The following is a 25,692-nucleotide window of genomic DNA, read 5'->3' on the forward strand; positions in this document are numbered from 1 at the left end:
GAATATGCACTTTATGTGTTGTTAAGGCAGGAGGATAAGTAATGTTACGGAAAACGAAGATAGGTATAGGCGCATTGGTCGGTTATGGTCTCGCGGCAATCTCGAGTCCTTTTCTACCGGATGTCATCACGTGGGCAATTCCGGCACTGGCAACTGTGGTCGGGGGATTGATTCCTTCACGTTCCACGCCACGCACACAGGTGGATGGTTCGTCATCTGCCCCTGTACCAATCACAGATATCGGGAATGAACCATCTCGCTTGAATGGGGGACAAGCGCCGAGCGCAGTGCCAACAGGGGCAAGAGATGCTTCTCCAGCACAGCCCCATTCGAGTTCTACTCCCGCACAACATGCGGGCTCAGAACAAGCGAAGTCTTCCCGGACTGAACCAGATCCTGTATTTGATCCGGTGATTGAATACCTGGAAGTTCTGGAGGACATGATCATCTCCGAAGGTCAGAAGAACGAGCTGGATAATGAGATCGTGGAGAAATCACTGGCGTTGTTTGCCCGTTTGCAGCGTGTGATTCCTTCCCTTCAGGAGCTAAACAACGGGGATATCAACCATACGGTGCGCAGACTTATTTTGAAAGACCTGAACGGTTTTATTAATCCATTTCTGCGTTTAAGCGGAGAAGCCAAACGCAATAATCGGCGTATGCTGCTGAATGGTCTTCGCGACGTAGATTCCAAGATATCGGATATTGTATCAACGATTGAACATAAAGACTTAATGGAGCTTCAGAACAAAGCGGAACTAATACATCAACGGTATAACAGCTCTGAATTATAGGAGGGATTGGCATGGCAACGGAATGGGCTCAGTTGAAGCAGGAAGATGAGCAACGGATTAACCAGGAAGCAACGCAGCTTATTCAGAAAGTGTCCCAAAGTGATCCTGCTCACCTGGATACCTTAATGGATGATATCGGCAAGTTGGGCGTGAAAACACAAGAGAGAGCAGGACAGACCCTCAAGTTGCTTGATCGTCCAGTCAATGAACTGATGTCCGGGAATCGGGCAGAGGTATCCAACATGATCCTGAAGCTCCGTGATGAATGTGAGAGTTTGCAGCAGAGTAAAAATGTGAGTTTTGTCGGGAAGTTGTTACGTAAAAGCCCGCTGAAAAACTATGTATACCGTTATCAATCTGTTCGTACGAACATTGATGCCATCATTAACGGGTTGCGGGACGGCAAGGACAACCTGGAAGAAAGCATCGTGAATATGCGCCAATTGAAACGTTCTTCCATTCAGGAGATCTACAATCTGCAGACCAAAATTTCTTTTGGTAATCAATTGAAAGCATTGTTTGAAACCGAGATCGCCAAGCCTGAGAACGAGAATCGCAAAGCACATCTGGAGCGTGGGTTGCGCAAAGTGGTAACACGTACCCAATCCATGACAGAGATGATCATGCTTTACAATCAGGCAATCGCAGCTACCGACATCATTAATGATAACAATGACAAGCTGATTGATTCCGTTAATAACGCTATTGATAAAACAGCGAATCTGATCACAGTTTCGGCCATGATTGCTATGGCTCTTAATGATCAGGAGAAGGTCATTTCCGCTGTGGAAGCTACGAATAAGACGATTGAAGATCAATTCAAGGAGAACGCCAGATTGTTGAAGACAACAACAGAGAAAACGAATGAACTGTTGTCCAAACCGGCTATGTCCCTTGAAGCGGTCAATCAAGCGATGGGTGATCTGATGTCTGCGCTGGATCTGTCCGAGCAGTCCAATCGCCGGATCATCGAGAGCTGTAACGACTATACCAACAAGATGACAACCCTTAACGCCAAAATGAGTGATCGACTGGGTCTGGAAGGGCCGAAGGCTGCTGCCATTCCGGAGAAAAACAAACCGGATTCCAGTGCATTAGGATCTTTCCTGGATTAGGGTAAGACTCGCTGCATATGGCATGGACATCACTACATGGTTTTATTTTCTACGAGGGACGCCGAGTGCGTCTCTTTGTTTCATTTATTTGATAGAATATAGCTAAAATCTGGGGTTATACGAAGGAGCTTGCTGAACATGCTGGACTTTTCATTTGAGATTATTGATGAGACCAAGATTAATATTCAATACAAATATGGCAGTGAGTTCTTTAACTTTAACCTGTATTATGCAAACGGGGAGTGGACGCTGCATCCATTTGACGGCATACTGATCCAAAATCGTGAAATGTGCAGTCTGATTGTATCGGAACTGCTCCGTAACAAAGATTTTCATGTCATGTTGGCTAAAGAGAAAATCATCTTATCCCAATTACGCACCAGTGTTAACCTCCAGTCCGATGAGCCAGATGAATGGGTAGCAGATCGGAGAAACGCAGATTATTCCAGTCCTGATGATGAGTTGATGGATTACATAGGGAACCACAGTTTCGAAGACATATTACAGCTTGAGCAAGAACAGATTGAGGCCAGAGTGCAATTCTTCCAACAGATCATTCAGAGAATGTTTATGGAGGGGCTTGGACCGGAAGATACTGATTTTATCAAAGTTCAGGCCGTGATTCGGATATATAAGGAGACATACGATCGTCTTGGTGAGTTGAATGATGACTACCGGGGTGACCGTGGACGCAGAAGATGGTAGTAAGTGTAAAGGTGAAAAAAGGTTCATCAGCCATAGGCAGATGAACCTTTGTGTTCTTCTGATACTCAAGGGAGATGAATGGTTTGGATATGATCGGTATGCATAATTAAAGAAGTCCCATCTGCTTCTACCAATGCAAGCAAGTGGTTGTCTGCATTTTTCAATAACCCTGCTCGGTAAGGCTTGCAACCGAGGTTGAGTACAACAAGTTCACCTATCATTTTATGAAGTTGCTGATCGAGTGTACGGGAGAGTGACATGGACGAAGGTTGCATAGGGAAATGTTGCTTACTAAGAGAATAGGGTGTGCTGTTAGTAGGGGAAGGAACAATATACTTCAGATGATTAATGGAAACATAGATAGAATGATATAACGGAGAGTAGAACATAAAGTAGTCATTCATAATATTTGTAATATAACCATGCAATGTTTTCCCTCCGATGGAGATTTCACTGAAACGTCCACGGGCGTTCATCAGCATTTTGCGGTAAGAGATGTTGGTGTGATCCATCTCGGGGTCAGGTGTTGGCAAAACTATACTTGAATCATCTGCTGTGCCGACATGCATGGATTGAACATGATGAAGTGGAATATAAACAAATCGCTGGTTTCCGTAGACTACAATCAGATCCTGGCCTACATCAATGATCTCACCCTGGATCGGTAGTTTACAGCCAGATAGCTCCAATTCGACGGATTTACCCAGCCAATGCGTAAGAAGTTCCACAGTATTCCTCCTCTCAATAGAGAATAGATGTCCAAATATATAGTGAAATTAGGCTAACAATTAGACTGATTGGTATCACAATAAAGGTAACTTTCATATACTGTTTCCAGGAGATTCGAATATGATGGGTCTTTAATATATACATCCAAATTAACGTTGCCAAGGTGCCAATAGGCGTCAGCAAGGCTCCGATATCACTTCCCAGAATGTTCGCAAGATATGCAAGATGCATTTGAGATTCACTTAGTGGAAGATCTGTAACAGCAAAGGTCCCAATCATGACGGAGGGCAAATTGTTGAATAGATTGGAAAGCAGAGTGAGCATTAACCCTGACACAGCAATGATGCTGGCATTTCCTCCTTCTATTATAGGTTTCATCCACTGAATGATCGATGCGGTCATGCCTGCGCGGTGAAGACTATCTACAATAACATAAATGCTGAAAGCAAAGAGTAGAATGTGCCAAGGCGTTTGTGTTATCACATCTTTGAGTCCAGTCCGAGTGCGATACCAACGCACAGCGAGCATGAGAATAACACCAGTGATTGCAACTACCTCCATGCGTATACCGACTTGCTCAGCTAGAAAATATCCTGCACGGATAAAGACAACGATACCAATACAGACACGGAACAACCACCAGTCTACTTTATTCTCGGATTCAGTTGTCTGTAGCGGATGATATCCTGAACCTGATGAAGGCTGCAGGGATACAGGGAAATGATGAATAACTTTGGGAATACTTCTGCGAAAATAATAGAATAGCAGTACGGTCATCACCATAATCGCAAGCATGGATGGCACAAACATCATCTGAGTATAAGTATTCAGATTTAAGCCAACCATTTGCAAAGCAATCAGGTTAGCCAGATTACTAAGTCCAATTGGCGCACTGGAAGCCGTAGCGATGAGGGCACCGGAGATCAGGTAGGGCAACTGTTGATGCATTTTCAGACGAAGTATAGAACAGATTCGAATAATTATCGGAGTTGTGATCAGAATACTGCCATCATTGTTGAAGAAGATGGTCATGAGAAAACAAAGTAATAGAATTAGCCAGAACAATCGAAAGCCGGAACCTCTTGCTTTCTCAATCATATTCAAAGCGATCCAGCGAAAAAAACCGATGCTATCTAAAATAATCGACATGACAATGGTAGAGAGGATTGTTACGGCTGCACCAGATACGATCCCGAAGATTCCAACAATGTGAGCATAGCTGCTCACTCCAGTTAAAATAAGAAGAAGGGCGCCAAGCGAGGTGGGTATAGATTCATTCAATCCGCCAGGACGCCACATCAGGAAAATGACAGTGATGATAAAGACCCCGAAGGTTAACCACAACTGGTAGTCAGGCATTTACTGTGATTCACCTCCCAGGGGGAGAAGTCCTGACGAAGCCTGAAGCAGATGTTCATGGGATGGAGTGGGCCTTCCGGGTGCAACGATCCAGTAAAAAGGCACACCAATCAAGACTAATGCGACGAAGATCAACATGATAATTCCCCCCTTTAAGCTGGTAGATAACTTAAGTTGTCAGTTTATTTCAGTTACTTCTTTTTACCGCCGGATTTGTTGCCACGGGACTGGTTGCCTTGATTGCCTCGCGACTTGTTACCACCAGATTTATTTCCTTGGGATTGGTTGCCTTGAACTCGTTGCCCCTGAGAACGATTGCCTTGGTTGTTCCGTGACTTGTTGCCGCCGGACTTATTACCCTGGGATTGGTTCCCTTGAGCTGCTTGGTTCCCTTGAGAACGGTTGCCACGAGACTGGTTGCCTTGAGCCGCCTGATTACCTTGGGCTGCTTGGTTCCCTTGACTTGTATTACTACTGTTGTTGTTGTTGTTCCCACCACCACGTACGAGGGATACAGATTTCACATGTTGCATCGGAATACGAACAATCTCCTGATTTTTCAAAGTCATGATCAATTGGTTCTGGTTGGCATCGGCCAGGATGCCTTCCACTTTTTCAGGTCCTCCCCGGTTAATCTGAACACGGCGGAAGCGGAGTGCTTGCATAACGCCCAAAAACGTGTTGGAAGGAATAGGATTCCCCATGGCTGCATTTCGGTTACCACCGGAACGGCCTGTATCTGTTATGCTTTTGACATGTGATTCATTAACGTAGACAATCCCTTCTTTGCAGTTCATCGCCATATAGTCCCAGCGTACGTCCGTGAGTGTACCTTGTACTGAATCAGGCCCTCCCCGGTTAATCTTAATCTCTCTTCCCAACAAACCTCTCATTCCTTGACCATTCATAGACATTGTGTTTGACCCCTTCCATGATATAAGTTCAGATGGACAAAAATGGTGGATGTAATTATGATCCCTTCCATTCGTCATTCGTGTCTGTCTGTAGTTTAAGCATATGTGACATGCCTCTTGGAGGGACTAGCCAGTTAACTATATTTATACCATTTCAGCTATAATCTATGAAAATGATGTAAATTTATAGATTAATAACCCGGTTATTCCGCATTATGACAAGTAAATTGGGATGTGATAAGTATCAGGACTGTGCATTCGCCCGTACGACTTTCTGTGCATCTGCATAGGATGGTGTAAGAGCCTACGGGCGAATCTTACAGGTATTCGAAAGGCGGATGGAAATGGCTCTACCTGTCTACCATATCAGCTTGTCTCCAACCGAATATCAACAGTTAACGTCCAATATATGGTCAGAGACGTTTGTGAACAGCACGATGCAGATGGACGGCAAGCCGTTTCCGATCCGGCTTCGATACCGTGGAGGACATACACGCGGTTATCCCAAAAAATCATTTGAGATTCGTACATCCAGCCGGACGTATCATTTTAATGCGGAGTATGATGATCCTTCGTTGTTGCGTAATGCACTTTCTTTTCGTTTTTTTGAGTCGATTCGTGTACCCGCACCGTCTACACAACACTGCGTACTCTATCTGAACGGGCAGCTTCTGGGTGTATACCTGCGGATCGAAGGGGTGAAATCCTTCTTTTTTCGCCAAAGGAAAATCCCTGTGCGAAGTATCTTCTATGCGGTGAATGATCATGCTGGTTTTACGATGAATTCGGATTCCTCTTCAACAAGTACCGATCTATTGTCCGGGTACAGCTTAATTCGTGGCAAAGATGTGGATCGCACAAGACTACGTAACTTTATTCAGCAGTTGAACATAAAGTCCAGGCTGGAATTGTTTCGTTTTTTACAGTCGAGGGTGGATACAGACAATTATTTACGCTGGTTAAGTGGAGCTGTGCTTACAGGGAACTTCGACGGATTTCATCAGAATTACACATGGTATGAGAAAATCAAAAGCGGTAAATATGGCATCCTGCCTTGGGATTATGAGGGTACTTGGGGGAGGAACTGTTATGGAACACGAGTTGATCCCAATCTTGTTCGTATTCAGGGGTATAACAGACTTACCGGACGATTGCTGGCATTTCGTAGTTTCCGTCAACAATATAAAAAGCTGATGCGGCAGCATCTGATGAATGCTTTTACAGAGAAGCGAATTATGCCTCTAGTCCATCGATTGCACAATGGGATTCGTGAAGATGTCAACAAAGATCCTTACATGAAATGGCCTATGGACGTATTTGCAGGTGAACCGGAAAGAATTCGCGAATATGTGCTGAAACGTCGGGAGTATCTAAGTGAAAAACTACGTCAGCTGTAAGCACTTAACTAGTGTGAGGAAGGGAGACCTTCCTTTTTTTACTGCCAAAATGAAGAGAAGTTTATTGTATTGGGAAAAGTAGGGTAATAAGAATAGAAGCGGCATTGTAAAATACGCTATAATAACCATATGTGTACATAGAAATGATTACATATTGGACGCTGTGGAGAAAACAACATGTCTAATGGAGGCTCTGAGCTGGAACATGTTATCGGTTTAGGGTGCTCCGAGCCGGAGGAATGCTTATGATCAAGCTGTTGTACTACTTGAAGAAGTACCGAGTTGCCGCGATTGCAGCCCTGGTCATGATGTTAATTGAGCTTGCGGTGGAGCTGGCTCAGCCTTATCTGATCTCCAAGATCATCGATAACGGGATTCAGCAGGGAGACTTATCTGTCGTCTGGTTGTGGGGCGGTGTGCTAGTTGCTAGTGCTGTTGTGGCTTTTGCTGCCGGAATTGCGAGTTCGTTCTTTGCATCCCATGCAAGTCTGGGGTTTGGATACGATCTGCGGGAGAAGCTGTATGAGAAAGTGCAAACGTTCTCTTATGCCGTCTTTAACCGGTTCGCGACATCGTCCCTGATTACCCGATTAACGGGGGATGTGACCCAGGTTCAGGACACCGTCTTCATGAGTCTGCGCTTCATGACACGTGTGCCCCTGGTGGTGATTGGTAGCATGATTATGGCAGTAATCGTGAACCCGAGGTTGGGTCTGCTACTGGTTGTCATGGTGCCTGTACTGCTCATTGTTGTGGTGTGGATGATCAAAAAGGCAGCGCTGCTGTTCCGCAATGTGCAGCGCAGACTGGATGCCGTCAATGGAGTCATCCAGGAGAATCTGACAGGCATTCGGCTGATCCGTGTCTTCGTACGGATGGGCCATGAGATCGAACGCTTTGCCGGATTCAGCGGCAAGCTGATGAAAGGCACAATCTCCGCGCTGCGCTTGACGGAGACCACGATGCCGTTCATGTTGCTGATGATGAACGTTTGTATCATCGCCGTGTTATGGTTTGGACGAGTCGACATTGCCTCCGGTAATGCAACCGTGGGTGAAGTGGTCGCCGTCATTAACTACTTGCTTCGCACAATTGGTGCCATGTCTGCGTTGTCATGGATTCTGGTAACCTTCTCCAGAGCAAGCGCTTCGGCGCAACGGCTGAATGAAGTGTTTAATACAGAGGACACGTCGGAGACTGAACAGACGATATCAACGTCTGCACCATCTGCTGGATCTATGAAATCTTCGCATTTTCCGCAATCTGTATACCGGGCGAAGAAACAGCGCGCTGTTCAGGGAGCGGTTGAATTCCGCAGTGTAGGCTTCAGTTATCCGAATAGTGAAATTACAGTACTGGATAACATCACATTCACGGCAAAAGCGGGGGAGCGCATTGCCATTATGGGAGCAACAGGCTCAGGCAAATCTTCGCTGGTACAGCTTATTCCGCGGTTATACACAGAAGATCAAGGAAAGGTACGGATTGATGGTGCCGATGCATCAGAGCTGGATCTGTCCATGTTGCGTGGTGCGATTGGTTATGTGCCTCAGGAGGTTGTCCTGTTTACCGGTTCCATCCGGGAGAATATTGCCTGGGGTCAGGAAGATGCTACCTTGGATGAGATCGTGGAAGCCGCAAAGCGCGCGCAGATCCATGAAACAATTGAGAATTTACCAAACGGTTATGATACATTGCTGGGTCAACGGGGAGTGAATCTCTCCGGTGGACAAAAGCAGCGACTTTCCATTGCACGAGCACTGGTACGTAGACCAAGAATTTTGATTCTGGACGATAGCACAAGTGCGCTGGATGTGGCTACAGAAGGCAGACTGCTCGATGCGCTGGAGGAATTGTCGTGTACCACGTTTATCATCACCCAGAAGATCAGTTCAACCACTTCGGCTGACCTGATTCTGCTGCTTGATGATGGACAACTCATTGGACAGGGAAAACATGAAGACCTGATGGAATCGTCAGAGCTGTATCGTCGAATCCATGAATCACAATACGGGGAGGGTGCACAGCATGTTCAAAGCATTCATTGAGCCTTTCCGTCAGCCGCCACCGCCGATTGATCCGGAGACGTTACGATCAGGTGTTGGTCGTAAACCCAAGGCACGGGCGAAGAATTGGTCAGGTACGCTAGGTCGTATCTGGGCCTATCTGGCACGTCGCAAGGTTAAGCTGTCCATGGTACTGTTGATGGTGTTTGCCAGTTCCGCACTCGCTTTGCTTGGCCCCTACATGGTGGGGGTGGCCGTGGATGATTTCATCGCGGGCGAAGCCGGCGCAAGCTGGACTCGGTTTCTGATTGGATTAACCGCAGTGTATGTTTTGTTCTCTCTTACATCCTGGTTACAAAATATATGGATGATCGAAATTGCACAGGAAACCGTGTTCCGCATGCGGTATGATCTGTTCTCCCATCTGCACAAATTACCGATTCCATTCTTCGGTAAACGCCAGCAGGGGGAGATTATGAGCCGGGTGACCAATGATATCGAGAATGTCAGCGGTACGTTGAACAGCTCGGCGATCCAGATTTTTTCGAGTGTATTAACACTGCTCGGAACGTTTGGGGTTATGCTCTGGCTCAGCCCGTTACTGACCCTGCTTACCTTTATCGTTGTGCCTCTGATGGCCATCGGTATGCGTTGGATTACGCGCAGAACGGGACCGCTCTTCAAGGAGCGGCAGCGCAATCTCGGTGAACTTAACGGTTACATCGAAGAGACTTTATCCGGGCAGCGGATCATTAAGGCATTCTCCCAAGAGGAGCGAGTGATTCGCGGTTTTGAGGAACGAAATACCCGCATCCGGATCTCCGGTTTCTGGGCACAGACGATCTCTGGTTTTATCCCGAAACTGATGAATGGATTGAATAACCTGAGCTTTGCGATTGTGGCGGGCATCGGTGGTATTCTGGCGATTCAGGGTTCGGTTACGGTCGGGGTGATTATTATCTTTGTGGAATATGCCCGTCAATTCACTCGTCCGCTGAATGATCTGGCGAACCAGTGGAATACGTTATTGTCCGCGATTGCGGGGGCTGAGCGCGTATTCGAGGTGCTAGACGAAGATGAGGAAGCGAAGGATGAAGGGGCAGCGGTATCTCTGGACAAGGTAGAGGGAGCCGTTTGCTTTGACAAAGTATCCTTTGGATACGATGAAGGGCGTAACATTTTGCATGAGATCAGCTTTGAAGCCAAACCGGGGGAGATGATTGCCCTTGTGGGTCCGACCGGAGCGGGGAAAACAACATTAATTCAGCTGTTATCCCGTTTCTATGATCCAACAGGTGGCACATTAACGGTAGATGGACGCGATATGACCACCATTCGGCGTGAGAATCTGCGGTCACATATGGCATTTGTACTACAAGATTCATTTCTGTTTCAGGGCACGATTCGGGAAAATATTCGGTTTGGCCGTCTGGACGCAACGGATGAAGAGGTGGAAGCAGCCTCCCGGCTGGCGAATGCCCATTCCTTCATTGTGAGAATGAAGGATGGATACGACAAAGTGCTCCAAGCTGACGGGAGTGGCATTAGTCAGGGGCAGAAGCAATTACTCGCCATTGCCCGGGCAATCTTGGCAGATCCATCCATACTTGTACTGGACGAAGCGACGAGCAGTATTGATACCGTCACGGAGATTAAAATCCAGGAAGGGCTCCAACGCCTGATGCAAGGCCGTACCAGCTTTGTTATTGCCCACAGGCTGAACACGATCCGTCAGGCCGACCGGATTCTGGTGCTGAAGGATGGGCATCTGTTGGAGCAAGGCTCGCATGATGCCCTGCTGGAACAAGGCGGTTTCTACAGCGAGCTGTATTACAGTCAGCTACGTAAAAAGGCGCAGTAGTCATTTTGGATAATAAGTGACATGTATTAGAAAACTTGTAGGTATGTAAAAAGAGCAGGGATGAGGGCACGATGCTCCTCAATTCTGCTCTTTTTGCATATTTTATTGAATAAACGTGGGAAATTGAATTGTGATTGTATGTTAAAATAAGGATATATTGGAATAGGTCCGTTTTTGGACGGTTGCCAGCGGTTTTGAAGCATGAGAATGAATTTTTACACGTATGCCTGTAGTCAGTCATGTGATGCATTAAAAGAGAGGAGGGCAATGCGGAATGGAATTCAAATTTGGGATTGCTGCTCTTCTTTTTCCCCCTTTACACATTACGATTATCGCAATCATTATTATTTTCATTCTAGTAAGGTGGAGCAAGCAATTAGAAACAAGACGTTTTACGGTTTTCTTTTACTTTTTGATTAGTACGTTCATTACGCCAATTTATTCTCAAAGTACAACAAAAGGTGTCTTTGAGCTATGGATCCCTGCAGGATTTATAGTGATTTTCTTTTATTTGATTCGCAGCGAAAGAAATCATCCATCTAAAATGAAAGCGAGTATCTTAGGATTTTCAATAGCGTTATATCAGTTAATCCTTCAATATAACGGATAACGGGACAGTACAGGACAGGATAATTCAACAAGAACAAGTAAGCAATAGGTTGAAAACAAAAGAGCAGATCCTGATCACAGGACCTGCTCTTTCTCATTTAACTTCCAATAACTTTCCAGTTATCCGCCTGCTCCACCGTTAACGGTTGATGTCTGCGGATGTAATCTTCCACCAGTGCGGCCATGTCCGTGGCACCCTCGTGCAGTACCTTTTTGCCCGGGTACATTGCATAATCCCCGCCGCCAGCAGCGCGGTAGCTGTTCATCACCACAGAGTACATGCCATTCATGTCCATTGGCTTGCCTTCACGTTCCAACTTCACAACTCGACTGCCCACAGGTTGGGAGATATCCAACTCGTATTCCATGCCAGCCCACATATCGTAATTATAATGTTGTGGCTTGGGCTGCATATAAGCCGGATTAACTGCCACCTCGCCAGAAGCATTCACTTCAAAGTAACGTGCCGTTTGTTCCAGTGCCTCCCGGATATCCTGACCACTCAACTCCAGTACCGTCAGAGTATTAGGATAGATGAAGTTGGATAATACGTCCCGAACGGTGATGTGACTCCCGAAACCGCGAGCTTCTTCACTCAGCATGGCGGTATTGGAGAGCTGCGCTCCAGTCGCTTCCATCTGCACTTGATGTACAAAAGCAATGAATGGATGTGCCTTGAGTCGCAGAGCCGTAGCGTTGGTGATAGATAAATCCCCAGTCACCTCGCCAATGGGTTGATCAAGCCATGCTTGTGCCTCAGTTTCCAGCTCTTCCGTCAGTTTCAAGACGCTTGCATTAGGTTCAACCTCATGATGTTCATCCAGAAGTAACAACCGAGCCTGCTTATCTGTAATCTGCCACTTGCCGCCCGATGATTGTTCCAACTGAAGGGATACATGCCCCGCACCATTTCCACTGAAGCCTGGCTGAATGACGGTTACACCATGAATATTAGCGGTAAGCTGACGATGCTGATGTCCGGTAAGCAACACATCGATGCCTTCGATGTCCCGACAGATGGCATAGCCTTGATTTTCCCCAGTTAACCGTTCGGTGGGATCGCCTGTCTCCAGATCACTCTCAAATCCGCCGTGATAACTGACAACCATTACATCTGGTTGTTCATGCTCGCGTATATAGCTAACCCATGCACGAATCGTCTCCAAGGCATCAAGGAACTGTAACCCCTCAATATTTTTTGGATGCTCCCAGTTCGGTATGTAGTGCGTAGTTGCGCCCAACAGGGCTACTTTGACACCCGTAGATAAGGTTTTGATTAGATACGGAGGACCGAAGGCAGGTACGTCTGGTTGCTCATCTTTTACAATATTGGCAGACAGCCAGGGGAAATTGGAAGCTTCAACTGCTCCGCGCAACAGATTCTGACCATAGTTAAACTCGTGATTGCCCATCACCGCAGCATCATAACCCAGTTTATTCAGTACTGTTATGAATGGATGCACTTCGTTTTTGGAAACCTGTGAAGCTGCATAGGAGGCCAAGGGTGATCCTTGCAGCAGATCCCCGTTATCCACCAGCATCAATTCTGGTGAACGTTCACGTTCCTTACGAATCAGGGAAGCCAGCAGGGCAAGCCCAGCTGGGCGGTAGGCATTGGTATTGTAATGAATGGGACGGATGGCCCCGTGCAGATCACTGGTGAACAGAATGTCGAAGCTTGCCGTATGGTTTGTGGATGTCATTTTACAATCTCCTCTAATATATAAGTTCAGATATATGGAATTACTATAAAACGGAGAAGACTGAATAGGCTCAAGAACCGAAGTATATGCCGTTATCTCCGATGTTCTTCCTATATCTTCAACCATAATGAGCCTATTCTAACAGATACAAGTCCCGCTGACAGCCTGACAGGAAACTTTACAAAACTCCAAATTTCGTTTCACATCGCGCTAATATTTGGCAACTATAGTAGATAAGTACTGAAAAATAGAAACTCTTTGGAGGGTGTTCGTTTGAAGAAGTCTGCTTTATTTTTACCATTGTTGATTTTGGTTCTGTTTCTGAGTGCTTGTGGGTCTAGTAGTAGTACAACAGGTTCGGCTAACGGGGATAATTCGAGTTCTAATGCATCCGGTACGTCTACGGCAGAGACAGAGAAAGTTGTCGAAGGTTATGTGCCAACTGAATTGACGGTTCAATTTGTTCCTTCCCAGAATGCAGATACACTTGAAGCCAAAGCGAAACCGCTGGAGAAGCTGCTTGGTGACAAACTGGGCATTCCGGTAAAAGTCAGCGTATCCACGGATTACAACACTATTATTGAAGCAATGGCTTCCAACAAAGTAGACGTAGGTTTCTTGCCTCCGACAGCTTATGTACTGGCTAAAGAAAAAGGCGCTGCGCAGGTTATTTTGCAAGCACAACGTTTCGGTGTAAATGATGAGACAGGTGCTCCAACCGAAGAGTTGGCGGATTCCTATAAATCCATGTTCATTGTAAAAAAAGATTCTCCGATTCAATCCATCGAGGACCTTAAAGGTAAAAAAGTGGCTTACCAAAACGTAACGTCTTCCGCAGGTTATGTATGGCCAGCAGGTCTGTTGCTGGACAGAGGCATTGATCCATTAAAAGATGTAACACCTGTAACGTTGAAAGGTCATGACCAAGGTGTTATCGCTGTATTAAACGGTGACGTTGATGCAGCAGCTATTTTCCAAGATGCCCGCAACACGGTAGCTAAAGACTATCCGACTGTATTTGAAGATACACGAGTACTGGCGTTCACTGAGCCTATTCCTAACGATACCATTGCCGTTCGTACAGACATGAATGCAGATTGGACTGCGAAGATCAAACAAGCCTTCATCGATATCGGTAAAGATACTGAAGGTCACCAGATCATCAAAGAAATCTATACGCATGAAGGTTATGTAGAGTCCGATGATAGCAAGTTTGAGATCGTTCGTCAGTATGGCGAAAAAGTGAAAGGTGAATAATTTTGATCCAAAAGTAGTTCGGGATCTGTTCACATTGTAGTAGCTTTCTTGGATGGGAACAGCTTAATCGTAGCAATGGACAGGCCAGTTCAGCGTGATCTACGCTGCGCTGGCTTGTGCCATTATAACAAGGACTCATGTATGGTTGATCATTATGAATGAAAGAAGGATATTGTCATGATTGAGCTTCATAACGTTACCAAAACTTACGCTAACGGCACCAAGGGCCTGGATAATATTAATCTGAAATTTGAGCAGGGTGAATTCATTGCTGTAGTGGGTCTGTCCGGTGCGGGTAAATCAACGCTCTTACGCTCCATTAACCGACTGCACGACATTAGTGAGGGCGAGATTCTGATTAATGGAAGTTCCATCACGAAGGCACAAGGCAAACGGCTACGCATGATCAGACGTGACATCGGCATGATTTTCCAGAGTTTTAATCTGGTAAAACGGTCCAGTGTACTACGTAACGTACTCGCTGGACGGGTTGGATATCATTCCACCATGCGCACCATTATGGGTCGTTTTCCAAAAGAGGATATTGAACTGGCATTCACTGCGCTGGATCGTGTGAATATTTCGGAGAAAGCTTATTCCCGTGCAGATCAGTTGTCTGGTGGACAGCAACAGCGTGTCGCTATTGCTCGTGTACTGGCACAGGAAGCAAAAATCATTCTGGCCGACGAACCGGTTGCTTCACTTGACCCGCTTACAACAAAACAGGTCATGGATGACCTGAAACGCATCAATCAAGACCTTGGGATTACGACCATCGTCAACCTTCACTTTATTGATCTGGCGAGAGAGTATGCGACCCGTATTGTCGGATTGCGAGCAGGTGAGGTGGTATTCGATGGTCCAGTGGAAGAGGCAACGGATGAGCGCTTTGCAGAAATATACGGCAGACCAATTCTGGCTGACGAATTGCTGGACAAGCAGGCTGTGCATGAGCAGGGAGAAGTTGTGGTATGAAGGGGCAGTCCAACGTTCCACTTCAGAATTCAGGCGGAGTGGGGAAGGAACCTGGTTCCAGCCCGGCTCAGGTTGTGAATCGCCCGAAACCGCCTGGGCGTACGAAACATTTGCTCACCTTAGTGATCATTCTGCTCCTTCTGTGGGCCAGTGCCAAACAGACCGATGCCAGCTTTACGGAGTTGTTTGAAGGTTTTCCCAACATGCTGGATCTGCTGAAGGAGATGTTTCCGCCCCGGTGGAGTTACTTTGATAATATCGTGCAAGGCATGCTGGAAACGATCCGAATGGCCCTAATTGGAACAACCATTGGTGCCATTATTGCGATTCCGGTCTCGATCATCTGTGCCGGTAATCTGATGCCAAGTCGCTGGATCTACTATCCGGCGCGCTTTCTGCTGAACCTGATTCGGACCGTGCCGGATCTGTTGCTTGCTGCTTTGTTTGTTGCTGTGTTTGGTCTGGGGCCAATCCCCGGAATTTTGGCACTGGCTGTGTTCTCGGTAGGTCTGATTGCGAAGTTGACGTATGAGACGCTGGAAACCATTGATCAGGGGCCGCTGGAAGCGATGACGGCTGTTGGTATGAACCGGATTCAACTCATTGTATATGGCGTGGTGCCGCAACTGGCTGCCCAGTTCACATCCTATGTGCTGTATGCCTTCGAAATTAATATACGTGCCGCTGCCATTCTGGGACTGGTGGGAGCCGGAGGAATTGGACTCTACTATGAGGCAACACTTGGATTCCTGGAGTATGACAAGACCAGTGTAATCATTCTGTTTACCCTCGTCATTGTCTTGGTCATTGATTATGTAAGTACTAAGCTGCGGGAGAAATTGCTATGATGAAAAATGAAACAAGCCGCATCCGGCCAAAACCACGGAAGAATCCGCTACGCTGGGTCATTGTGTTACTGCTGATCCTTGTGTATGTCTGGGCGCTTGCCGGTGTACCGTTTACTGGGTTTAAGGAAACTGCCGCTCAGATTATGAAAGCCATTGTAGCCGGAATTTTCTCACCGGACTGGGAGTTTGTATATTTGCCTGAGGGAGAAGACCTGCTGCGAGGATTGTTGGATACACTGGCGATTTCCGTGCTGGGTACTGTGATCTCGGCTGTGCTCTGTATTCCGTTTGCATTCTGGTCTGCCCGTAACATGAGTGGGCATCGTTCCATCTCGGGTGCAGGTAAAATGGTACTCAGCTTTATCCGCACGTTCCCTGAGATTATCATGGCCTTGTTGTTCATTAAGGCAGTAGGTCCCGGATCATTTGCAGGGGTACTCGCCCTTGGATTGCACTCCATCGGCATGTTAGGCAAATTATACGCGGATGAAGTTGAAAATATCGACTATGGCCCATCTGAGGCGTTGCTTGCCTCCGGAGCCAATCGCATGCAGCAGTTGTGGTTTGCCATCCTGCCGCAGGTTATGCCTGGTTTCCTGAACTATACGTTGTATCGGTTCGAGATTAATGTACGTTCCGCGACCATACTGGGTGTAATTGGAGCAGGGGGGATTGGTACACCGCTGATCTTTGCATTAAGTACCCGAAACTGGCCGCGAGTAGGTATTATCCTGCTGGGTATTATCGTGATGATCACGATTATTGACCTGATCTCGGGTTATATTCGTAAGAAGCTGGTGTAGTGTTAATGTGGAGTTACGAATATATTAGATGATAAAGTAAGATTAGATGATAGCGGAAGAAGAGAGGGCTATTCGGTGCCAGAATATTGGCAGGGATAGTCTTTTTTTGTGTCTGCCAATAAACAAAGTAGCGTTTTGTTGCTCGGCTAACCGCTCAGGAATCAGAGTATTCCAAGAATATGCATAACGAAGATTGAATTATTTTCCAAATACATGTAAGATTAATAGGTTTCTATATAAAGGGAATTAAGGATATTAATCAATACTCCTCTTAGATACCGATACAAGAAGTGAGCTTTAAAAGGAAGGTGACCTATGGAAGTATTTTATTTTATATGGATTGGGTTTATGGTACTCCTATTACTCTACAGAATGTTCTTTCAGAAGTTTAAAAAGCATAACATAGAGAATATTGGACTCAGTGCAATCCAGATCGTTTTCACGGGGAGAAGTTATCCGTATCCCCACATAAACTGGATTTTTGTCATCAGTGTTATCGCCGTGGCTGTTTATGCTGCTGTATGGAACAGTATTCTAGGTTGGAAGAAATGGAATGAGCTGGAACGTTTGAAATGAACCTAAAAAACCGAAACCATGTTACCCTGTGAATCAGGCAATGTTGGTTTCGGTTTTTTAGTTGCTTGGTTAAACGTTAGACTTCTTTACAATCTTCTTAGCTAGCCAAAGGCAATGCTTTAGTAACTTGAACCGTAATTGTCTCGGTGCTGGTTACGCCTGCGGCGTTGATCAGCTCAGCACGGTACGTATACGTTCCGTTAGCGCGACCGGACAATTCAGTTGTAGCACTTTGGGAAGCTGGTGTTGCCGCGTTCAACGCTTGTGTATCAATCAATACATCATTCTCATAGAGACGGTATTCGGTTGCATTTGTACCCCACCAGAGGTTCATGGATACGTTATAGTTGCCGTCACCATCCCAGTTGTTTTGGGACAACGTAGCTTTGCCTGGAGCGGCATTGGTTACTTGTACCGTCAGCACGTCACTGCGTGTTGTGCCTTTGTCATTGGTCAGCTCGGCTACATAGGTATACGTGCCGTTGGCTTTACCTGTAATAGCTGTTTTGGAAGACTGAGCCGATGGTGAAGCTGCAGTCAACTTCTGTGTATCAATCAGAACGCCGTTCTCATACAGTTTGTACTCAGAACCATTTTCACCCCACCAGAGGTTCATGCTTACGTTGTACGAACCTTCGAACAGGCCAGTGGTATATCCATTATCAGAAGAAAGCACCGGTTTACCCGGTGCTCCTGCAGCTGGAGTGGAAGGCACTTCGCCGCCACCTTGCTCTTCAGCAGGTACAAAATCATTCAAGCTTCTAGGTTTCAATTGATATACATCTTTGAAAATAGCGGAAACGCCTGTGATATCGATTTTGTCACCAGCAGCATAAGGGAAGGCAGTCTCCGTCACACCTGTACGGGTGTCTACACGGATGTGTGTGCTCGTTCCATCTGCTGCTACCGCGTCGAATTCAAAAGATCCAACGGGTGTAGCACTGATGATATTCTCAATCGTTACATTTTTCAATTGAACCAGTTGACCTTGGTTCGCATCTGTAATTGCAGTAATCTCGATTGGAGCAGGTACGGAAGCCGTACCTGTTTTCTCAATCGCAACGATATCGGTAAGCTCGAACTCGCTGTTATAGATGGTTGTTGCTGCTGTTACTTTCACCTTGTCACCAGCATGGAAGCCGCTAGTGTGCTGGAATACGTAGATTCCGGCAGTTTCATCTTGAAGATAGAAGGCTTGTCCACCAAATGCACCTGGCTCTGTCGTCACAACACCTTCGATGGTTACGGTAGTGCCAGCAGCTTTGGTACGTGCTTCAGCAACGGTGATAGCCGCTGGAATCGGTCCTTCTTCTTCCGGAAGCTGTTCTGCTGGCACATTGCCAACAGTCACGGCATTGGTGATCAGGTTGCTGCCATTCAGACGCAGACGCAAGCTGGCAGCGCCAGTTGTACCTGGTTTGATCCGGACGTTCAGATCTTTGATCCCGCGACCTTGGCTGTCCGAGGTTACACTGAATGTGGAGCTATACCCGTACGAAGTTGGCCAAGTACCACTTTCATTCTGGATCATGGCGACCTGTGTTCCGCCAGTCAGATAGATACCGGCACTATAACCGGATACGGTTGTGTTTGGAGCCATATTCTCCACAACTACACGAATCTGGAAGTCTTCTGCATTTGGAAGTGTATCCTGCTTCACGAAGCTGTAAGCAGCGTTTGCACTGGATGCAGGGCCACCATAAGAACCAGCCTTGAACGTGGAACGATCGTACCACTTATATCCGGCAGCAGGTGCGGACCAAGGTTCAGCCTGTGGTTCTGTGGAAGCAGCCGGCTCTTCGAATGGCAACAGCGCTGTAGCTGTGTCCAGTTCAAGTCCGTTCACTTCAGTTAGGCTTGTGTAGTTCTCTTGTGTAGCAAGCCAGTTTACGGTGTTCACGAGCAACACGGCATCATCGGCTTCTTTAAAACCGTCATAAGTTGTTTTGCGTGTGCCTGTCTCTTCACGCAAGTATTTTGGTGATGCATCTTCTACTGGAGAGGAGTCACCGATGAAGGCAGCTTTACCTGCGCCCAGCTTGGATACAGCCACGTAAGGACCTTCTTCAATCCCGCCGCCGTTGTAGACACCTTGGTCTACCGCGTTATTCCATTTTGCGTTGGTTTTTGGCAGGTACACAATACCTTTTGCCTTTTCCGGATCGGTGATTGCAAGTGTTGAACCGGCGTGCATGGCTACAGCCGATACGCCTTCTGTGATGCCGAAGGCTTGATCTGCCGGTACAACGATATTGGCGTTGATATCGCCAAGTGCGTTATAGCGGAATCGTACGCCAAAGTTATCGGACAACCAGTCCGAGCCGGTTACATTTTGCATCGCTTCAGAATTACGCTCATCGGTGCTCATACCTTTGGCCGGATCTTCGAATGCTCCCCGACGATAGCCGTTGATGACTTCAGAGCCATCCCAGCGGTTTTTATTACGGTCTGCATTATAGTGATCTCCAACAAAGAAGATGCTGCCGCCCGTTTCAACATATTGTTTCAGTGCTGCTTGTTCGGATGTTTTGAAAGGAATTTGAGGCTCTGCAATAACGAATACGTTATACTCTTTCAGATCATCATAGGTAAATGGAGTTGTCTTGCGAAGTTCTTTGACATAGTAACCATCATTGGCGAGTGCATTCCCGAAGTCGGAGAAACCTCCATCAATGACCCAGTCTGCAGCTCCAGCCGTCTGGCCGTGAGAGTTGTCGAACAATACTTTTTTACCTGCATTTTGGTTCACAACCTTTGCCTGGATGAACGGTGCCGGGTCTGTCGGTCCTTCCGCATGAACCGATGCATCTCCGTTCCATAATCCGATCTGAAGCGGCAAAGCCATGGACAATGCCAGGAGTGATTTTAAAACTACTCCTCGCATACCTGTTAATTTACCCAACCAAATCCCTCCCAAATATTAGTTGATTCATGAGTTCGTCCATATTCTACCACATGAAAATCTCACATAGTCATAACAATTTGTAAAAATTAACTCGATATTTGTAAAATTGGGTCTTTTGACATATCCATAGGTATTTCGGTCCCGTCATAATCCATTCATTTCTGCGTGCATATTGATTTTACGCAAATAAAAAGCCATCTCTTATGAGATGACTTTGGCCCGAATTCGATTGACGGCATGGAAGACAGAGGATTTAATCATGCCTTCACTGCGATTCACCAGCTCTGCCGTTTCCTTAATGGAGTATCCATGGATGAGGCGAAGTTCTAATATTTTACGATGTTCGGTGTTGTTAATATGGGAAACAAGATCATGAACACCTTCGCTAATTTCAAGGTGGGATGTATCGACGTGATGGGTAGGTACCTCCAGACGACTGTCTCGTCTGAGTGTACGGGTTCGCCTGCGGAAGCTGTCCATCGCCAGGTTACGGGCAATGCGTTTGAGATAATAGAGAATGCGATCTTCAGGGATATCCACGGTAACGTTCATTAGTCGAATGAAACAATCCTGTGCCAAATCTTCTGCATCTTGCGGTTGTTTGACGATATGGGATAGATACCTTGTGATTTCTGATTTATAGTTGATATAAGCATCATTAATTTGTGTGCTGTTCATATGATGTGAATCCCCCTTGGATACAGATCAGGCTTGGGTCCGGTCTGGTATGAGTCTCTTTATGATCCAAGTATATCGGGTGGTTGTTTCCAAAAGGTTCAGAGTTGTATCGGAGTTGTAACATTTCGTGCTTCCCTCTATTCAAGCATACGGCTTGGGATACAAAATAAAGGCAGATGAAGGAAATTCATAGAGCAGGGAGATTACGAAAGTATCATGAGACAAAAAGAGATTTTAATCATTGAGGACGAGGAGTCCATTCGCGATATTTTGTCCTATTCGTTACGTAAGGAAGGATTTGAGATCAAGGAAGCAGCTACGGGAAAAGAGGGTCTGGATCTGCTTCGGGATTCGAAGCCGGATCTGATCCTGCTGGATCTGATGCTGCCGGATATGAGCGGTTTTGATGTGTGCAGGCAACTATCTGTGAACTCCAAGATACCTGTCATCATGATCACTGCGAAGTCGGACATGCTGGACAAGGTACTTGGCATGGAGCTTGGGGCGGATGATTATATCACGAAGCCTTTTGATATCCGTGAGGTGGTTGCGCGCATTCGGGCGATTTTTCGCCGGATTGATCTGATCAGCGAGACACTGGAGAATCAGTCCTATGAGGTGGTAAGGCTAGGCAAGCATATTGAGATCCGCAAGGATGAACGGGAAGTGTGGAAAGACGGGGAACGGGCAGGACTCACGAATAAAGAATATGATCTGTTGTTATTTCTCGTGACCCATCATCGTAAGGTGCATACACGTTCTGAACTACTGGACAAGGTATGGGGATTTGATTTTGCAGGGGACACTCGAACGGTGGATATTCACGTGCAACGGATTCGCAAGAAACTGGATAGTGGTGTGCAAGGCATTTCGATGATTGAAACGGTATTCGGTGTGGGGTACAAGCTGAATATTCAGGTACAGACATGAAGTGGACGATCCAGTTCAAAATGGTGGTGCTATTCTCGGTCATTGTCTTTATCGGATTCTCCGTCCTGCTGATTCTGTCCAATAAGGTAGCTCAGGAGAATATGTACCGGGAAGTGCATGAGGATATGGTGCAATCCAAAAGAAATCTGGACATCGCGCTGAATCAGTACTTTCTGATACATAACAAACGCATGAGCAGAGACTCGCTCGAAGCAGGGAGTCGCGAGCTCGCGGAGCAGATTGGATCAGCCGTTGGTGGGGAGATTATAGTATATCGCCCCGATGCTTCGCCATACGAATCTGTTGGCAGCGAGGTTAACGTTGCTAAGCGGTCTGACCATCCTGATGTGGAGGAAGCCGTACATTCCCGAATTGCTTACACCACAGTTGTGGATAAGGGTCGGGTCACAGCCAGTCTGTCCTTCCCTCTCCAGATGGATCAACAATTGATTGGAATCGTACAGATGAAGAAGGATTACACCGACTTGTACAAACGCAATCTCCGGTTCCAGAATACGATCAAGCTGTTTGCAGCGGTTATTTTCGTATTTGTATTTATCGCATCCATCTTTATTTCCCGGAAAATTACACAACCCATCCGTGTACTCACGAAACGTTCTGCGGAAGTGGCCCAAGGAAGTCTGAATGCGGACATTCAGATTACAACCAAGGATGAGATCGGTGAACTGGCTTCAAGCTTCACCGTCATGATTAATCGGGTTCGGGAGCAGATTGATGTGATTGAGCGAGAGCGGGACGAAGTGAAGCAAGTACAGGCCAGAAGCAAAGTCTTTTTTGACAATGTGACACATGAATTGAAGACACCCTTAACGACGATTCTGGGATACGCCCAGATTTTACGGGATAACGGATTTACCGACCAGGACTTTTTTGACAAGGGCATGAATTATATCATCAAGGAAAGCCAGCGTCTCAACACGATGGTTGCGGATATTCTGGAGGTCTCGGTCTCCTCTGCGGTCATTCAGGCATACCGGTTCGAACGTATCGATATATCAGATATTATTCGCGAAGCTTGTGAGGACATGTCGATTAAGGCGAGCAAGTACAATATAGGTATTCACTATGAGCTGGAGGAACATCAGTATTTACAGGGAGATCGGGATAAGTTGAAAGAGGTCTTCCTCAACATCCTGGATAATTCGGTCAAGTACAGTGATGTGAACTCCATTATCGAAGTACAATCCTTCCGGTTAGGTGATTCTATCGCTATTGTGATCCGTGATCAGGGGGAAGGAATCGGTGCTGAAGCGCTCCAACATGTATTTGAACCCTTTTACCAGGATAAAGGAATCAACAGGGCCGAGAAAGGCAGTGCCGGGCTGGGGCTGTCTATTGTGAAGAACATCGTTGAGCGTCATGGAGGAACAGTGGAGATGAAGAGCATCATGCGGGAAGGGACACAAGTGAATATCAGTCTTCCGGGGGAAATGAACGCATGAGACATTCTGGATTTTGGCGTAAAAACCGTGATAGATTGATGCTGTCAGGGTTGTTGATCGCATTTGTCAGCGGGATTTTTGGGATTGGGAGCCTGTTCAGTCTCGGAAATCTCAAACCAAGAACGGTGATTTTGCCAAGTGAGCAGTTCAACAGCCGTCTGGCACCACCACCGAGCAGTACGATTCAGATCGAGTCGGCTACCAAGATTCCAAATGACTTTGCGATCTTTGATTTTGAAGTGTTAGACCGGAATACGATTATATTTAATCAGCCGGAATTTTCCTATTCAGGGCTCAAGTTGTCTCTCCTGCATCTGGATGATAAGGAAGTGAAAAACATTGCGGCTAATACGGATTACGGTGTAACGATCAGCCCGGATCACAAGAAAATCATTTACTCCCAGTATCGGGCAGGTCAGACGCAGAAGACAACGTATGAGTATATAATACAGAGCGGGGAACGTCGCAAGCTTCCGTACGACAACTCGTATTATCGAGTGTTTGTAGGGAACGAATCCTACATCGGTCAGGATGATCTGTTATTTAAACAAGTTGATCTGAGCCAGGGGACGAGTCATGTCATCTACACGTATGAAGAGCTGATGAGCATGTTCACAGGACCAAAACAAGGGAAAGGTTCGAGTGATACGTTTATCGTTATGGATGTGTTGCAGGTCAGTGAGGATCACCAACAGTTTTATATACTGGTGATGCTGAAAGACAAGTATGCTATCTATCGTGTATCGCTTGAGGATGAGCATGAAGTGAAGGCGTATGCTGCAATGGAAGACATCCAACAGTACAAGTTGCTGAAAAATGGTGACATGCTCATCCAGGGAACGATGAATAAGGTACAGGGGCTGTATCGGTATCACGCAGCAGAGGAGCAGTATGATCTGTTATTACAAGGTTCGATCTGGAGCTTCGATCTGGATGCAGATGAATCCCGAATAGCTTACTTTTTCCCGATGGACAGTCAGAATCAGAAGAATGAGTTGCATGTTGCCTACCTGAATGACAGCAAGATTTCGTCGGATACGGTGATCTATCGCAATATTGATAACTTCATCAGTCTGAAATGGAATGACGATGAATTATTTGCTGTAAGCAGCTCAGTGGATAAAAGTGAAATGTACCGCTTTAGTTTCAGAGCCTGGTAAGCTGCGGAAAGTATACGAATATAAGACCTTGGTCTGATGGAGCGATAGCTGCTCTGTGGACAAGGTTTTTTTTTGTTATGACATGTTACAAGTTGGATACAACTCGGGCCAGCCCGGATACATCTCCACCCTATAATGAAGAGGGAATGTGCTACGCGAATCTTTTTGAACAACCTCTGTACATATTTAGCAAGTAGAAGGGAAGACATGTAGCAATGCTTCAAGTTGAACAATTATCCCATTCGTTCCGCAATGGCCAGGGAACCGTGCCGGTGCTTCAGGATATCAACCTGACGATTGGAGAAGGTAAGATGGTAGCCCTGCTGGGCAGTTCTGGTTCGGGTAAATCCACACTGCTGAATCTGATGGCGGGGCTGATGAAACCCGATCAGGGCAAGATTCTAATTGCGGGACAAGATATTGTACGTTTCAGTGAAAATCGCCTGGCTGAGTTCAGGCGCAGTCATATCGGGTTTATTTTTCAATCCTATGAACTGCTGTCCAATCTTACGATCCGGGAAAATGTAGAATTACCCTTGGTGTTTATGGGGATAAGTCCTTCGAAACGCAAAGCAAAAGCATTGAAGCTGCTGGAACAGGTTGGACTGGGTGAAAAGGCAAGCTTGTTCCCGTCACAGTTGTCGGGCGGTCAACAACAACGTGTCAGTATTGCACGTTCGCTCATTACAGAGCCCTCGGTGATCTTTGCAGATGAGCCTACCGGGAATCTGGATACCGAGACGGAGGAAGAGATCATTGCGATTTTGCAGCAGCTTAACCGGGATATGAATACAACCTTTGTCATTGTGACACATGAAGCAGAGGTCGCGGAGCAGATGCAAGTTGTGCTTACCCTGCAACATGGAATATTGGTTGAAGAGGCTGTAAGGGAAGTTTGAGGCAAA

Annotated in this window: 22 protein-coding genes; 15 read left to right on the forward strand and 7 right to left on the reverse strand. The window is 46.4% G+C overall.

Annotated features, from left to right (window positions below; translation table 11 throughout):
• Positions 1–41 precede the first annotated feature (41 nt).
• The 3 genes from EL84_RS11560 to EL84_RS11570 all read left to right on the forward strand — a co-directional run bounded on the left by EL84_RS11560 (position 42) and on the right by EL84_RS11570 (position 2,614).
• Positions 42–794, forward strand: a complete 753-nt coding sequence (locus EL84_RS11560) for a hypothetical protein (RefSeq protein ID WP_047841805.1) — start codon at positions 42–44, stop codon at positions 792–794.
• 11 nt (positions 795–805) lie between these two features.
• Positions 806–1,909 carry a toxic anion resistance protein gene (locus EL84_RS11565; RefSeq protein WP_036606281.1) on the forward strand — a complete coding sequence of 368 codons (1,104 nt, stop codon included), beginning with the start codon at positions 806–808 and terminating at the stop codon, positions 1,907–1,909.
• Positions 1,910–2,047: 138 nt separating this feature from the next.
• Entirely contained in the window at positions 2,048–2,614 is a 567-nt protein-coding gene (locus tag EL84_RS11570) for a hypothetical protein (RefSeq protein WP_047841806.1), read from the forward strand.
• Positions 2,615–2,679: 65 nt separating this feature from the next.
• Here the strand turns inward: EL84_RS11570 and EL84_RS11575 are convergent, their stop codons facing one another.
• The 4 genes from EL84_RS11575 to EL84_RS11585 are packed head-to-tail and all read right to left on the reverse strand — an operon-like array spanning position 2,680 to position 5,616.
• Complete coding sequence (locus tag EL84_RS11575; RefSeq protein WP_047841807.1) at positions 2,680–3,342, reverse strand: hypothetical protein; 663 nt, start codon at positions 3,340–3,342, stop codon at positions 2,680–2,682.
• Positions 3,343–3,355: 13 nt separating this feature from the next.
• On the reverse strand, positions 3,356–4,702 hold the full coding sequence (locus tag EL84_RS11580) for an arsenic transporter (protein WP_047841808.1): 1,347 nt from the start codon (positions 4,700–4,702) through the stop codon (positions 3,356–3,358).
• Entirely contained in the window at positions 4,703–4,840 is a 138-nt protein-coding gene (locus EL84_RS31990; RefSeq protein ID WP_161799422.1) for a hypothetical protein, read from the reverse strand.
• Between the two features lie 53 nt (positions 4,841–4,893).
• The gene (locus EL84_RS11585; protein WP_047841809.1) at positions 4,894–5,616 is read right to left on the reverse strand and encodes a hypothetical protein; all 723 of its coding nucleotides are present in this window, start codon (positions 5,614–5,616) and stop codon (positions 4,894–4,896) included.
• Positions 5,617–5,960: 344 nt separating this feature from the next.
• On the opposite strand from EL84_RS11585, the gene EL84_RS11590 reads away from it, so the two are divergent.
• The 4 genes from EL84_RS11590 (at position 5,961) to EL84_RS11605 (ending at position 11,490) form a co-directional block, all read left to right on the forward strand.
• Entirely contained in the window at positions 5,961–7,013 is a 1,053-nt protein-coding gene (locus tag EL84_RS11590) for a CotH kinase family protein (RefSeq protein ID WP_235431521.1), read from the forward strand.
• A 245-nt stretch (positions 7,014–7,258) separates the two neighbouring features.
• A complete protein-coding gene (locus EL84_RS11595; protein ID WP_047841811.1) occupies positions 7,259–9,061 on the forward strand; it encodes an ABC transporter ATP-binding protein in 1,803 nt (600 codons plus the stop codon).
• Positions 9,042–10,880, forward strand: a complete 1,839-nt coding sequence (locus EL84_RS11600) for an ABC transporter ATP-binding protein (protein ID WP_047841812.1) — start codon at positions 9,042–9,044, stop codon at positions 10,878–10,880. Before EL84_RS11595 ends, EL84_RS11600 begins: the two co-directional genes overlap by 20 nt.
• A gap of 274 nt (positions 10,881–11,154) precedes the next feature.
• Positions 11,155–11,490 carry a hypothetical protein gene (locus EL84_RS11605; protein WP_047841813.1) on the forward strand — a complete coding sequence of 112 codons (336 nt, stop codon included), beginning with the start codon at positions 11,155–11,157 and terminating at the stop codon, positions 11,488–11,490.
• Positions 11,491–11,587: 97 nt separating this feature from the next.
• On the opposite strand, the gene EL84_RS11610 is transcribed toward EL84_RS11605, so the two are convergent.
• Entirely contained in the window at positions 11,588–13,192 is a 1,605-nt protein-coding gene (locus tag EL84_RS11610; protein ID WP_047841814.1) for a bifunctional metallophosphatase/5'-nucleotidase, read from the reverse strand.
• Between the two features lie 258 nt (positions 13,193–13,450).
• On the opposite strand from EL84_RS11610, the gene phnD reads away from it, so the two are divergent.
• The 4 genes from phnD to phnE (EL84_RS11630) all read left to right on the forward strand — a co-directional run bounded on the left by phnD (position 13,451) and on the right by phnE (EL84_RS11630) (position 17,075).
• Positions 13,451–14,449: a phosphate/phosphite/phosphonate ABC transporter substrate-binding protein gene (gene phnD, locus EL84_RS11615; protein WP_413405415.1), complete on the forward strand. Its 999-nt coding sequence runs from the start codon at positions 13,451–13,453 to the stop codon at positions 14,447–14,449.
• A 177-nt stretch (positions 14,450–14,626) separates the two neighbouring features.
• Positions 14,627–15,424 carry a phosphonate ABC transporter ATP-binding protein gene (gene phnC, locus EL84_RS11620; protein WP_036606306.1) on the forward strand — a complete coding sequence of 266 codons (798 nt, stop codon included), beginning with the start codon at positions 14,627–14,629 and terminating at the stop codon, positions 15,422–15,424.
• Positions 15,421–16,272, forward strand: coding sequence for a phosphonate ABC transporter, permease protein PhnE (phnE, locus tag EL84_RS11625; protein ID WP_082218980.1), 852 nt, complete (start codon positions 15,421–15,423; stop codon positions 16,270–16,272). The genes phnC and phnE (EL84_RS11625) overlap by 4 nt, the downstream gene beginning before the upstream one ends.
• Entirely contained in the window at positions 16,269–17,075 is an 807-nt protein-coding gene (phnE, locus tag EL84_RS11630) for a phosphonate ABC transporter, permease protein PhnE (protein WP_100526573.1), read from the forward strand. The genes phnE (EL84_RS11625) and phnE (EL84_RS11630) overlap by 4 nt, the downstream gene beginning before the upstream one ends.
• A gap of 673 nt (positions 17,076–17,748) precedes the next feature.
• Here the strand turns inward: phnE (EL84_RS11630) and EL84_RS11640 are convergent.
• Positions 17,749–20,535: a DUF5689 domain-containing protein gene (locus EL84_RS11640; protein WP_053061661.1), complete on the reverse strand. Its 2,787-nt coding sequence runs from the start codon at positions 20,533–20,535 to the stop codon at positions 17,749–17,751.
• A gap of 222 nt (positions 20,536–20,757) precedes the next feature.
• A complete protein-coding gene (locus EL84_RS11645) occupies positions 20,758–21,234 on the reverse strand; it encodes an RNA polymerase sigma factor (RefSeq protein ID WP_036606312.1) in 477 nt (158 codons plus the stop codon).
• A 216-nt stretch (positions 21,235–21,450) separates the two neighbouring features.
• Here EL84_RS11645 and EL84_RS11650 point away from each other — a divergent pair, with 216 nt between their 5' ends.
• From EL84_RS11650 to EL84_RS11665, 4 genes are all read left to right on the forward strand, one after another.
• The gene (locus tag EL84_RS11650) at positions 21,451–22,164 is read left to right on the forward strand and encodes a response regulator transcription factor (protein WP_036606313.1); all 714 of its coding nucleotides are present in this window, start codon (positions 21,451–21,453) and stop codon (positions 22,162–22,164) included.
• Positions 22,161–23,627: a sensor histidine kinase gene (locus tag EL84_RS11655; RefSeq protein ID WP_047841817.1), complete on the forward strand. Its 1,467-nt coding sequence runs from the start codon at positions 22,161–22,163 to the stop codon at positions 23,625–23,627. Before EL84_RS11650 ends, EL84_RS11655 begins: the two co-directional genes overlap by 4 nt.
• Positions 23,624–24,787: a hypothetical protein gene (locus tag EL84_RS11660; protein ID WP_047841818.1), complete on the forward strand. Its 1,164-nt coding sequence runs from the start codon at positions 23,624–23,626 to the stop codon at positions 24,785–24,787. The genes EL84_RS11655 and EL84_RS11660 overlap by 4 nt, the downstream gene beginning before the upstream one ends.
• A 215-nt stretch (positions 24,788–25,002) precedes the next feature.
• Positions 25,003–25,686 (forward strand): ABC transporter ATP-binding protein, encoded by a 684-nt coding sequence (locus EL84_RS11665; protein WP_047841819.1) that lies wholly within the window; start codon positions 25,003–25,005, stop codon positions 25,684–25,686.
• Positions 25,687–25,692 lie beyond the last annotated feature (6 nt).

It is taken from the genome of Paenibacillus sp. VT-400 (assembly GCF_001029205.1).
Classification (GTDB): Bacteria; Bacillota; Bacilli; order Paenibacillales; family Paenibacillaceae; genus Paenibacillus; species Paenibacillus amylolyticus.

Bases quoted from the DNA above. Each gene is read 5' to 3' on its own strand.
- EL84_RS11560 (WP_047841805.1), top strand. From the start codon at position 42: ATGTTACGGAAAACGAAGATAGGTATAGGCGCATTGGTCGGTTATGGT.
- EL84_RS11565 (WP_036606281.1), top strand. From the start codon at position 806: ATGGCAACGGAATGGGCTCAGTTGAAGCAGGAAGATGAGCAACGGATT.
- EL84_RS11570 (WP_047841806.1), top strand. From the start codon at position 2,048: ATGCTGGACTTTTCATTTGAGATTATTGATGAGACCAAGATTAATATT.
- EL84_RS11580 (WP_047841808.1), bottom strand. From the start codon at position 4,702: ATGCCTGACTACCAGTTGTGGTTAACCTTCGGGGTCTTTATCATCACT.
- EL84_RS31990 (WP_161799422.1), bottom strand. From the start codon at position 4,840: ATGTTGATCTTCGTCGCATTAGTCTTGATTGGTGTGCCTTTTTACTGG.
- EL84_RS11585 (WP_047841809.1), bottom strand. From the start codon at position 5,616: ATGTCTATGAATGGTCAAGGAATGAGAGGTTTGTTGGGAAGAGAGATT.
- EL84_RS11590 (WP_235431521.1), top strand. From the start codon at position 5,961: ATGGCTCTACCTGTCTACCATATCAGCTTGTCTCCAACCGAATATCAA.
- EL84_RS11595 (WP_047841811.1), top strand. From the start codon at position 7,259: ATGATCAAGCTGTTGTACTACTTGAAGAAGTACCGAGTTGCCGCGATT.
- EL84_RS11600 (WP_047841812.1), top strand. From the start codon at position 9,042: ATGTTCAAAGCATTCATTGAGCCTTTCCGTCAGCCGCCACCGCCGATT.
- EL84_RS11605 (WP_047841813.1), top strand. From the start codon at position 11,155: ATGGAATTCAAATTTGGGATTGCTGCTCTTCTTTTTCCCCCTTTACAC.
- EL84_RS11610 (WP_047841814.1), bottom strand. From the start codon at position 13,192: ATGACATCCACAAACCATACGGCAAGCTTCGACATTCTGTTCACCAGT.
- phnC (WP_036606306.1), top strand. From the start codon at position 14,627: ATGATTGAGCTTCATAACGTTACCAAAACTTACGCTAACGGCACCAAG.
- phnE (WP_082218980.1), top strand. From the start codon at position 15,421: ATGAAGGGGCAGTCCAACGTTCCACTTCAGAATTCAGGCGGAGTGGGG.
- phnE (WP_100526573.1), top strand. From the start codon at position 16,269: ATGATGAAAAATGAAACAAGCCGCATCCGGCCAAAACCACGGAAGAAT.
- EL84_RS11640 (WP_053061661.1), bottom strand. From the start codon at position 20,535: ATGCGAGGAGTAGTTTTAAAATCACTCCTGGCATTGTCCATGGCTTTG.
- EL84_RS11645 (WP_036606312.1), bottom strand. From the start codon at position 21,234: ATGAACAGCACACAAATTAATGATGCTTATATCAACTATAAATCAGAA.
- EL84_RS11650 (WP_036606313.1), top strand. From the start codon at position 21,451: ATGAGACAAAAAGAGATTTTAATCATTGAGGACGAGGAGTCCATTCGC.
- EL84_RS11655 (WP_047841817.1), top strand. From the start codon at position 22,161: ATGAAGTGGACGATCCAGTTCAAAATGGTGGTGCTATTCTCGGTCATT.
- EL84_RS11660 (WP_047841818.1), top strand. From the start codon at position 23,624: ATGAGACATTCTGGATTTTGGCGTAAAAACCGTGATAGATTGATGCTG.
- EL84_RS11665 (WP_047841819.1), top strand. From the start codon at position 25,003: ATGCTTCAAGTTGAACAATTATCCCATTCGTTCCGCAATGGCCAGGGA.